Annotated in this window: 9 protein-coding genes; 7 read left to right on the top strand and 2 right to left on the bottom strand. The window is 46.2% G+C overall.

What is annotated here, in order from left to right:
- Positions 1-283: ankyrin repeat domain-containing protein (locus tag OLM33_07305; GenBank protein ID MCW1713469.1), on the bottom strand; the 283-nt coding region annotated here is incomplete at its 3' end.
- A 315-nt stretch (positions 284-598) separates the two neighbouring features.
- Positions 599-1,783 (bottom strand): tyrosine-type recombinase/integrase, encoded by a 1,185-nt coding sequence (locus OLM33_07300; protein MCW1713468.1) that lies wholly within the window; start codon positions 1,781-1,783, stop codon positions 599-601.
- A 332-nt stretch (positions 1,784-2,115) separates the two neighbouring features.
- On the opposite strand from OLM33_07300, the gene OLM33_07295 reads away from it, so the two are divergent.
- The 7 genes from OLM33_07295 to OLM33_07265 all read left to right on the top strand — a co-directional run bounded on the left by OLM33_07295 (position 2,116) and on the right by OLM33_07265 (position 11,072).
- Positions 2,116-2,511, top strand: a complete 396-nt coding sequence (locus OLM33_07295) for a helix-turn-helix transcriptional regulator (protein MCW1713467.1) — start codon at positions 2,116-2,118, stop codon at positions 2,509-2,511.
- Between the two features lie 86 nt (positions 2,512-2,597).
- On the top strand, positions 2,598-3,587 hold the full coding sequence (locus OLM33_07290; protein MCW1713466.1) for a hypothetical protein: 990 nt from the start codon (positions 2,598-2,600) through the stop codon (positions 3,585-3,587).
- Positions 3,588-3,615: 28 nt separating this feature from the next.
- Positions 3,616-4,215, top strand: a complete 600-nt coding sequence (locus OLM33_07285; protein MCW1713465.1) for a DUF5714 domain-containing protein — start codon at positions 3,616-3,618, stop codon at positions 4,213-4,215.
- A gap of 111 nt (positions 4,216-4,326) precedes the next feature.
- A complete protein-coding gene (locus OLM33_07280; GenBank protein ID MCW1713464.1) occupies positions 4,327-7,356 on the top strand; it encodes an AAA family ATPase in 3,030 nt (1,009 codons plus the stop codon).
- A 200-nt stretch (positions 7,357-7,556) separates the two neighbouring features.
- Positions 7,557-8,186, top strand: coding sequence for a cobalamin-dependent protein (locus OLM33_07275; GenBank protein ID MCW1713463.1), 630 nt, complete (start codon positions 7,557-7,559; stop codon positions 8,184-8,186).
- A 34-nt stretch (positions 8,187-8,220) separates the two neighbouring features.
- Positions 8,221-9,612 (top strand): monomethylamine:corrinoid methyltransferase, encoded by a 1,392-nt coding sequence (locus OLM33_07270; protein MCW1713462.1) that lies wholly within the window; start codon positions 8,221-8,223, stop codon positions 9,610-9,612.
- Between the two features lie 86 nt (positions 9,613-9,698).
- Entirely contained in the window at positions 9,699-11,072 is a 1,374-nt protein-coding gene (locus tag OLM33_07265; GenBank protein MCW1713461.1) for a uroporphyrinogen decarboxylase family protein, read from the top strand.
- The last annotated feature ends 109 nt before the right edge of the window (positions 11,073-11,181 follow it).

Below are 11,181 nucleotides of genomic sequence, written 5' to 3'. Positions count from 1 at the left end.
TCTGAACCAATATTTCTGCAATATCTGAGTGTCCATTCAAGCACGCATAGTGGATGGGATGATTATCATATTTATCCATTAAACCAATTTGTGCTCCTTTGCTGATCAGTAAAAGACAAATATCCTTATTCCCGTTTTTGCATGATTCAATAAGAGCGGTACCCTGATCCCAGTTAAAATCGTTTGCATTGGGGTTGGCTCCTTTGTTGAGCGCATCCTCTACCGCTTTGATGTCGTTGTGCAGTGTTGCTTGATAAAGAGTCGCATCTAAAACATTTGCCATTTCATTGACCTCCTTAATTTGAATTATCTCCCTGCATTTTAGGGGGGCTGATTTGCCTTAATTTTCTGATAATATTGTAAATATTACTACCGTTACATTTTTTTGTAAATAATAAACATAAACTTATAATAATGAACTCTTAATTCTTTTCGGCTAGTCAAAGCAAAAACATGCATATATCATGGTTGTCAGACATTAATATTTTATTAAACTGACGTGGCGTCTATCCTAACAGTCATTAACTCTATGTGGGATTTCTCATGTACGTTTTTTTGAAAGTGAAGCCTATCTTAATTATAAATATCTCCTTAGTTATCAATCAAGAAGCGCCATCGCCGCACGCTGTCTTTCCTCTTGGGCATCAATATAATGTTGTGTAGTTCTAAAATCGGCATGCGTGAGGGCGTTCTGCAATTGGAGCGGATCGGCTCCTTTTTCGGCCAACAGCATGGCAAAGCCGTGTCGAAGACTATACGGTGAATACTTTTTTTCATCAATTCCAGCACGGCGGAGAACACTTTTAAACTGTTTTTTTATCGAAGAAACAGGAAAGAGTCTATCGTCTGGCTTCGCATTTGGGTTCTTATCCTTCCAGTCCTTCAAAGCGTGATACGGAGCTTCAGATAAATACAGCCAGCACGTTGTTTTTGCTTTTCGATTGTTAGTGTGGCGGGCAAGAAACTTTTTCTTTTTTAAATTTATGTCCCTCCAGATAAGTCCCAGTGCAGTAACAGGACGTATACCGGTATACATCATGAGGATGATTAACGGGTATATATATCCCATATCACATTTTTTATCGCCTATAGTGTATATTTCTTTTGATTGCTCTAACGCAGCTGCGATTATTATATTTCGGTCCACTTCAGGTATCTCTTGGATCCTAGGTTCAATGCCTATCTCCGATAACTGCTTATATTTGGGATACTCATAGTCTTTTAATCGTTCATAATGCTCGCACGCCCACACGCACAGGTATTTTAACTCTCTTAATTTTCTGTTTATTGTCGAAGCCTTTTTTTCTGCCATGCTCTCATCTGCTTGATATTTTTCTATCCTTGCCTTGTCGATGTTAGTAATACGGACGTTATATAAGTCTTTCAATGCCAAGTAAGAGCTGTGTGTACAGTTTCGTCTGGTCTGAGCCTGCTTCTTTTCCCAAGCACACCAGTTTTCGTATACATCTTCAAGTGTAGGGATACCTGCGCTTCTATTTCTCTTAATGGGATCAAGCGGAGCCCCTCCGGCAGCATATTGTTTTATATACTTCTCTGCAATCGTGCGAATTTTGGTGAATTTTATATCTTTAACATTACCAATATTCTTCTTTAACTGAACCTTTCCCTCGAATTTTCTAGACCTTATGGCGTATGTTTTTTTTCCTCCTTGATTTACCCTCAATATCAAGCCTTGGGTCTCAATGTCGCAGTATTCGATATATTTTTTGTCATCCGGACACGTTGCCTGTTCCACGAACTCTTCTGTAAGAAGTACTTGCATAATCTTCATCCCCCAATATTTTACTCACATTTTACTCAACCAATATACTAAAAAATACATCTTTAAACAACTATCCCACATAAAATTATTATGCTGGAAGCAGGTAAAATTCAGTAATAATCAGGATTATTCAGTAATATTCAGGTTTATGCGATTTTGATTGAAGTGTGCATATCTAACCTTGCCAAGGTTGGGGTCGCGGGTCCGAATCCCGTCTTCCGCTCCAGAAAATTCAGAGTTTTCGTCAAAAGGCGAAGGCTCTTTTTTTATTGATTAAGAAGGGGTTTTGTATTATTATATTGGACATTGTCTAATATGAGAGGTGGTCCGCCATGTCTGACAAATGTGCGTGCAAGGGGTCATTCCTGGACAGGTTCGTCCAGCCATCGATACTGATGCTGCTGATGAAGGATGACCTCCACGGTTTTTCGATCCTTAAGAGGCTTTATTCGAGCGATGTGATGGATTACAGCAGCCTTGATCCCACAGGGCTCTACAGGACTTTGAAAAAAATGGAAGAGGCAGGGTTGCTCCGATCTAAAATCGATGCAGGGAGCGAGACCCAGCTCAGACGGATATACAGCATAACGGATGAAGGGAAGATATGCCTTATTTTCTGGATCGATACGCTTCAGGATTACAGGAAGCGCATCGATAGCCTTGCCAGTGCCGTCAGGGAGTCTGTCAGGGACTTCATTGAGTATTGTGAAAGCGAAGAGAATTCATAACAGACCATATGCCGGTCTCTCTCGGTCTTCGGGATGATGCTTGATAAGATCGAATTTGCCAACATGTATTGGGAGGAGATTTATTGATGGAACAGAACAAATGCGGAGTTTTTCTCATCTCCGGCTTTTTGGGAAGCGGAAAGACGACATTGCTCAAGAAGCTGCTTGAAACAGTGCCGGAAGGGGAAAAGGCTGCCGTTCTCATGAATGAATTCGGAAAAGCAGGGGTCGACGGAGATGTGGTCCGCAAAAACGGCCTTGAAATCATTGAGATAAGCAGCGGCTCTATTTTCTGCGCATGTGCAAAGGGAGATTTCCTGAGAGGACTTTATACGATATTCCGTGACTACAAGCCGTCCGTTCTTTTGATCGAAGCAAGCGGAGTAGCCGATACCACCGACATGAAGCGTGACCTGGGCCATGGTATGCTGCATGATTTTTACAGGTTTTGCGGCAATATCTGCGTTGCGGATGCCCAAAGATTCGAGGACTGGGCAGACCTCTTTTGCGCCGTACCGAAACAGATAGAGGCAGCCTCCCATGTCATAATCAACAAGATCGACCTTGTCTCTGCAGAAGAACTGAGTTCGATAGAGGAGCACATCAGAGACCTTAACCCTTCGGCAGAGATCAGGCATGCGCTGTACGGCAACATACCATGGGATGTCTTTGTATGTCCACAAGAGGAGGAGAAGGCACAGGCCCTGCCCTGCACAGAGGATTGGGAAAAATTCATAGAAAAGACACTGAATGACATGGATGCCCATCTGGCTCCCCCGGATAAGCTTGCCTCGCTCAGCGTATTTTGGGAAGGTGATCCGGTATTGTTCAAAGAGATCCTCCGGGATCTGCCTGACGACATTATCCGTTCGAAGGGATATTTCAAGGATACCGACGGAAAATGGAAGGTCTTCGACATAGTTGGAAATTCCGCTCCTGTCTATTCTGATGCCGATGAAAATTTTGAAATGCCGAGGAACCTTGCCATTTTCATAAGGACAAAGAAAGCGCGCCGGGAAATACCCGGAATGTTTGAGTCCAAAGGGCTCAGGATGCTTGAAGTCAGGTTTGGCTGATATAAACAGAGAGAGGGAAAAGTGTATTATGGACAGCAATAACAACGACAGAAGTTTTGATACAGTCACAAAAAAATGCATGGAGTATATGGATCAAAAAACAGCGGCAACACCCTGTTCGATGGCCATTTCAATTATGCAGGAAACGGATATTCCGATGCATAACTTCGTACACCATTACCTGGTCCCTGCCGTTCTTATGACGCTGGTCTGCCGTCTTCAGAAAACAGGCCGGAGGCAGTATGAAGAAAAAATGGCTGAGATCGAAAAGAGGTCGAAAAACGTCCTTCCCGCTTTCTGCGGTTTCTACGGAGCATGCGGCGCGGCAATAGGGACAGGTATTTTCATGAGCGTCCATACCGGGACCACTCCTATGTCAAAGGAGACATGGGGACTCTGCAACGGGATCACTGTCCGCACCCTGAAAAGGATGGCGGAGATCGGAGGACCCAGGTGCTGTAAACGAAACACATTGATAGCGCTGCAGGAAGGCGCTGAGTATATTTTTGAGCAGACTGGGATCGATATTGGCAGAGAAGAGAAGGTAAAATGCACCTTCAGCAAATTCAACCTTGAATGTCTCAAGGAAGACTGTCCATTTTATGCCGAAGGTGAAAAAAACATCTGACCCGAATACACGTGCCCGTCCCTTAACAGGATCTGTTCCGCGCCCACTTAGATAAGTCTGCCCTTCCTGAAGGCGGGCTTATTCTTTTATTAGTGTTCCGGGGCATACACGGTGTCTGTTGAAAAGAAACGCAACCCCACAGATCCGCTCTGTTATAATGTTCTGGTAAATACCCACGGAAAGAGGGCAATGCTCATGAAGCACAAGGCATGTCTCCTTGGGGTGCCTGAACTTTTCGTAGACGGGGCCAAAGTCCTTTTCCCGTTTCTAAAAGCCAAGCTCCTTACGTTTATGCTTATTGAGGAAAAAAACATCCGCAGGGATAAACTGTGTGAATATCTGTGGCCTGACAAGGAGACAGAAAAAGGCCGCCGGAACCTCAGCAATGCCCTGAGCTATGTCAGGACAGTCATTCCTGTGCAGATGAACAACAGGGAAGTCGTTTCAATAAAACCATCTCTGCACATAGCACGGGACACGGACCTGCTTTCTTCCCTCGACAGGTTATCCCTGAATGAGATGATAAAAATCAACGGAATATTTATGGATCTGCCGGAAGCGGAGGATCTGGAATCTTTTTGCTGTTGGCTCTTTCCCAAACGTCAGCATTATCATGAGCTTTTTGTAGACGGCCTCAGGAAAAGAGCGAACGCTTTTCTTGAGAGCCAGACAGATGATTCCTGCGAAAAGGCTCTTGAATGTTATGAGCTGCTTGCAGAGAGGGAGCCCTATAATGAAAAGATCCACGGAGAGCTTGTCAGGCTTTACATTAAAACCGGCCAGAAAGTCAAAGCTGTTGACGCAGCCCACGCATTCTCAAAAAGAATAGAAAACGACCTGGGTATCTGCACGGATCTATCAGATATCTCGTCAATAGTGAAGAAGAAATCTCCCGTTTTGGACAAACAGCCCAAATCATCTGACGATACGCCCCTTTCGAGAAGTTCGGAGATCCTTAAGATGCTTGACTTTATGATAAAGACTGAAAGTTCGGGTAAGTCCTCCTGCGGGCTGGTATGGGGAGAGAACGGCATCGGCAAGACTGAATTTATAGATGAGCTCGTATCATGTCTCAACCAGAGAGGATGGGAGAGCCACTATGTAAGGTGCACACAGGAAGAGAAAGAAAGGCCGATGGTCCCTTTTATCCAAATGCTGCAGCGACAGAAATGTTCCCTGCCTCAGTCTGAAGACATTTCGTCCCTTAGTGAGCTGAACTACTCGCGGATAGCCGAGCTTGTCCGGATGAATGTTGCTGCCTCTGCTGAAGAAAGTAAGAAAAAGCTCCTTGTCGTAGAAAACATACACTGGATGGATGACGCTTCCTGGATGATACTTGAGACCATCATGTGGGACTATTCTTCGCCGCTCCACCTGATAATATCAGGCTTCGAAGAGATAAGGCCTACGTTCATGCTCAGGACTTCCTTTGAGACCGAACCATTTGAGAAGTTTGAGATAACACTCAGAAGATTTGACCTTGAAGAGACAGGTCAGATATGCCGCACAATGGCTCCTGACAGTACGTGGACAGAGAAGGACATACGAAATGTCTATTTGCAGACGGAGGGCAATCCGTTCTTCATCAGACAGCTGCTCAATGCGGGACTGCCTGTAAAAGACGGTAAAGGGATCATATCAAACAACCCCTTTGTGTCCGTCATAGAGTTCTCAGGCAAGGATGAGAGGCTCTTTCTGGAAGCCCTGGCAGTTGAACCGGACCATGCCTCAATGCTGAACATCAGCAAAGTTTTGGACATCTCTCCGCTTCAACTCTCAAAAATATGCGAAAACATAAAAAACAACGCCCTTGTAAAGGAAAAAAACAACGAAGAAGGAGATGTTATCTATTACTTTACCCATGTAAAGATCAGGGAGGCTCTCCTGGCAAATATGTCCGCTACCAGAAAACAGGCCCTGCACCTCAAAAACATCGAAGTGCTCGAAGCAGGAATATCACCTTACCAGTACAGAAAAAGAGAAATATACTCTCTGCTCTGTTTTCATTCACATGAAGCCGGTCTTGAAGAAAAAGAGCTGTATTGGCGCGTTATGGAGCTGAAACAGCACTTCAAAGCGGCGCACGAGGTCTTTCCGACTTTGGCAGACCATGACCTGATGAAATATGTACCGACCCTGGAAGATTTGGACTATACTCAGTCGGCTCTCGAAGAGACCGGCAGACTAATGGACAGGATCGTGCGGGTCTCAGGCAGGAAGCCCGAGATGATGCGGATCGAAAGGGACCTTTTGATCCTTCGGGGCGCTATGCTATGGTGGAGCGGGAAATACGAGGACGCGGAAGGCGCACTGAGGGAAGGTCTTGAAAAGGCGATAAAAATCGGAGAGACGGAACCTGTCGTTGAGGCATGTGTACAGATTTGTTATCTGGCTATACAGAATGACGATGAAAGGCGGCTTTCCGCATTCGCGAACAGGGTCTACCTTCTTTCAATAAAAGATCACCTGCATAAGTGGATGGGAGTCGCCCTTCGTTTTAAAGGTATATCCGCAATACTTAAGGGAGAGTTCGGAATAGCATTCAAAGTACTCCAGATGTCAACGCTTCTTTTTGAAAAGCTGGAGGAAGAGGGCGATAGTTATACGGTATGCATTGTAGCGGCGGAGCATTTCAGGGGTGATGCCTGCCTTGCGGAAGGCAAAACCAGAGAGGCTCTCTCCTACTACCTTACATGCATCAGTATCGGGGAATCAATAGGAATTTACCGCGGGCTCGGCCTTTCACTTGCGAAAGCAGCATTTTGCAATATCCTCAACGGTAAGTATGATGATGCGGAAAAACTGCTGCAAAGGATGGAAAAGCTGTACGCGATCACACATACCGAGAAAAGCGGGGGACTTCAGGGAGGGGGTATCGGATACAGCCTTATGGGACTCCTCTCTGCAATGAAGGGGGAGTGGGATGATGCTGTCTGTTATTACTCCCATGCTCAAAAATTTGTCTCTGAGACCGGGAGGCCGACATGGGAGACTTTTCTTTATTGGTCCAAGCTTTCTCTGTATTCTATAGAAAATATCCCGGAAGATGTTTCCAAAAAGCTGTTCAAAAAAAGCCCTGAGTGGTATCGTGAAAACTTGAATGAAATGAAAAAAAAGATAGGGTGGAAGAACGATTTTTGATAGTTTCAGATCCTGATTGTTAAAAAGTGCAAAAAACTTTTTATGAAAAAGGTCGGAAAATCGGCGGATATGAGTCGGTGGTCCGGCCTTTTTGCATTGTTTTTATGCAGGGTTGTTAGGATGGGTCCATTGAGCAAAAAATCAAGTTTAAAAGTTTTTTCGAAAATAATGAAAAAATCACACTAACGGAGGTATCAGAAATGTCAGTTGAACAGGTTCGTAAGCACATGATCGAGGGAGACGGAGATTCAGCGGTAGCTATGGTAAAAGATCTTATTGAGAAGGGTATTGCGCCGCACGATATAATGGGCGGTCTGACCGAGGAAATGGGAATTCTTGGCGATAAGTTTGAAAACTTTGAAGCCTTCCTTCCCGACCTGATGATCGCCGGAGATGCTTTTATGCAGATCATGGATGTGCTCAAGGAACACCTTGTTGCCGAATCAGCAGAAGCCGCACAAAAGACAGTGGTAATTGGAACAGTCAAGGGAGACTTTCATGACATAGGAAAGAATATCATAGGCATAGTCCTCCAGGCTAACGGGTTTAAGGTCGTAGACCTTGGTTCAGATGTTGACCCTGTTGCTTACATGGATGCGGCTCGCAAAGAAAAAGCTGACGCTGTTGGTATCTCAGCACTGATGACCACGACAATGCCGGGACAGGAAGAATTTATCAAGCTTGTCGCAGAGACCGGCGATAAAGGCAAGTATGTTGTCTGTGTAGGAGGAGCACCTACCTCGGTCGAATGGGCTGAACGCATAGGAGCTGACCTATGGTCATTTGATGCCTTTGAATTCGCTGCCAAGCTTAAAGATATGCTTGGCTAGGTCTTAGCAGAAACTAACAGAGGAGGAAACAAAGATGTCAACATTCAGAATGTGGGAAGTATTTGAAAAAGTTGAAAACGGTCCTTTCTTTAGAGACCAGTCAGAATGGATGCTCAAGAGTTTCATTCCCAATATGAGAAGGGTAGTAAAAGAATACAACATCAAGTATGACGGGAAAACCATCGTAAACTGTGATGACGACCTGGCCGACCGCGTATGGAAAGCCGCTAAGGATTTCTTTGTCTCTGTCGGTGTCTACCACCAGGAAAGTCACAGGGTCATCAAGTTCACAGAAGAAGAAGTAAATGAAGTGCTCTACACGAAGAGGCCGTGTTACATGATAGGCGCAGGACATGACCAGCGCTGGCTCAGGGTCCGTTCCGTAGAGGACAAGGAAAAACGTCCCTTCCACCTCTTCAGTCCCGATGCCAACTTCAGCTCTGATATTCATAAGAAGGCCTGTATGGCATACCTCAAAGAGCCCCTTCTTGACGGTCTCTGCGCACCTCTCATAGAGGACTTCATGGGAAGGAAAGCCACATCACAGACGCCTACCGAAGTTGCGGCTGCGATGGAACATGCAATGAACCTGCGTGATGCTCAGCGCCTTGTCGGAAAGCCGGATGTCTGGACGGTATCTGTAGGAACAGCTGAAACTGATCAGGCACAGATTGCCGCGGCAAACAAAGAATGGGGAGTCCGCCCCTCGCACCTTGATGGCCGTATGGTATCCATACTGACAGAGATGACAACGAACAATGCAATGCTCAACAAGTCGATGCATTATCGCGCCTACGGGAATGTATTCGGCAACCTTTGCGGAGCCATCTATGGCGGGCATGCCGGTGGAGCAGAAGGAACACTGGTCCTCCAGACAGCATATAACATTGAGGGAGCATGCCTTTATGGATCCTGCTGGGCACTCAACTTCCCCTTCCATCTCAAATGGCAGTCGACGACTACAAGAGAGATACTGTGGCTCCAGAGCGTACTCAGCCAGGCAATGTCAAGGAATTCAAACCTTATATTCCTCAACAACCTTTTCGCCAACGCAGGACCCGCAACTGAGCAGCTTTACTGGGAATGCGCAAACCACGCTCTTGCAACGGAATCTTCAGGCGGAAACCCGTGGGGAGCAGCGACATGCCGCAATAAGTTTACTGACATGGCAACGCCGCTCGAGTCACGCTTCTACCACGAAGTGTCCGAAGCCTCGTTCTACAAGCGTATGACCCGCGCACAGGCTGATGAGATCTGCCAGAAGATCATGGAGAAGTACGAAAAACTGATCCCGATCGACAACTACGGCAAAAAGATCCAGGAAGTTTACGACATGGAACACCTTGTCCCGCGCAAACAGTTCGTCGATCAGTACAAACGCATGAGAGATGAGCTTAGCAAATTGGGAGTCGAGTTCGCCTATTAATTTACAGATCCCGAAGCTGCGGTATGTGCATGGATGTTATTGCATCTCTGCACATATCGCTGTTTACGAATAATGAGGTGAGGAATGTGACAGGAAAAGAAAGAGTTCTGAAAGCCTTGAAATTCCAGGAAGTGGACCGCGTTCCATGGGTCCCCTTCACAGGCGTGCATGTTGCCAAGCTTATCGGAACGGATGCCGAAAAACTCCTTAAGGATGAGGACCTCCTCGTTGAAGCGGTTTGCGCCGCAGGCGAGCGCTACTACGCCGACGGAGTCTGCTCGGCTTTTGATCTTCAGGCGGAGGCGGAGGTCCTCGGCTGCGGTCTCCACTGGTCGAAAAACAACCCTCCCGCAGTTACCGGTCATGTGCTGGCACAGGGTAAAGAACTGGGTGACCTTCCAAAGTTTGAAAAGGACAAGGGGCGCCTTCCTGTGTTTTTCAACGCTACCCGCAAACTTGTTGAGAAGATAGGCGACAAAACAGCAGTGTTTGCCCTTTGCTGCGGACCCTTCACACTTGCCCTTCACCTGCGAGGATCAGCTTTTATCATGGACATGATAAAGAAGCCCGACGAGGCTCATAAGGTCCTTGCCTTTTGCGCCGAGATCACCCGTAAGATGGGCGAGTGGTACATGGAGACGGGAGCTCATGTGATCGCAGTAGTCGATCCTATGACAAGCCAGATCGCACCTAAGCATTTTGAAGCATTTGTGACCCCCTACATCAAACCCGTCATCGATGAGGTACAGGGCAGAAACGGCATCGTTACACTCTTCTGCTGCGGCAACGCCACGAAAAACATTGAACTCATGATGCAGTCAGCTCCTAACGCGATAGCCTTTGATGAGCAGGTCGACCTGGCTTTTGTGAAAGGGCTCGCAGAAAAGTACAAGGTATGTTTTGAGGGCAATATTCCTCTTACAACGACCCTTCTCTTCGGCTCACCCAAGGAGAGCGTTGAAGATGTCAAAATGAGGATGGAAGTTGGCGGAAAAAGAGGATACATACTTTCACCGGGATGCGACCTTCCCTATGATACCCCTTTCTACAACCTGGAAGCTGTAGGCAAATATGCCGCCACAGGTGAAGAACCTTCGGATACAGCCGGTTTCCTTTCGCTGGAAGACGCACTGCTTCAGGCCGAGGAATCGGGAGATGTCCTTGAAGATGTGACAATAGGACCCGGAAAGGTATTCATCGAAATAGTCACGCTCGACTCAGAAGGCTGCGCGCCATGTCAGTATATGTGTGAAGCAGTCAAAAACGTGGCACCGCATTACGGAGACAGGCTCACGTGGAGGGAATCCCTGATAAAGAGTGCTGCTGGCATAAAAAGGACGAAGGCACTCGGAGTATCTACCCTACCCACAATGCTAATCAACAATGAAGTAGTCTACGACAACATAATCCCCACCGCGGACGATCTGATGAAACAGATCGACAAGAGGCTCAAGGGCTGAAGTCGATCCTCACTCTCTCCTGAAGTTGATTTCTGCAACTGATACAGCAACAGGAGAGAGCTTTTTCAATCATAAGACTGGATATTATTAAGTTTTTTAAAAATTTTTC

The organism is Synergistaceae bacterium DZ-S4 (genome assembly GCA_025943965.1).
GTDB classification, from domain to species: domain Bacteria; phylum Synergistota; class Synergistia; order Synergistales; family Synergistaceae; genus Caenicola; species Caenicola nitritireducens.
Note: the sequence above shows the minus strand (reverse complement) of the source record. Positions and strands in the feature narration are given on the sequence as shown.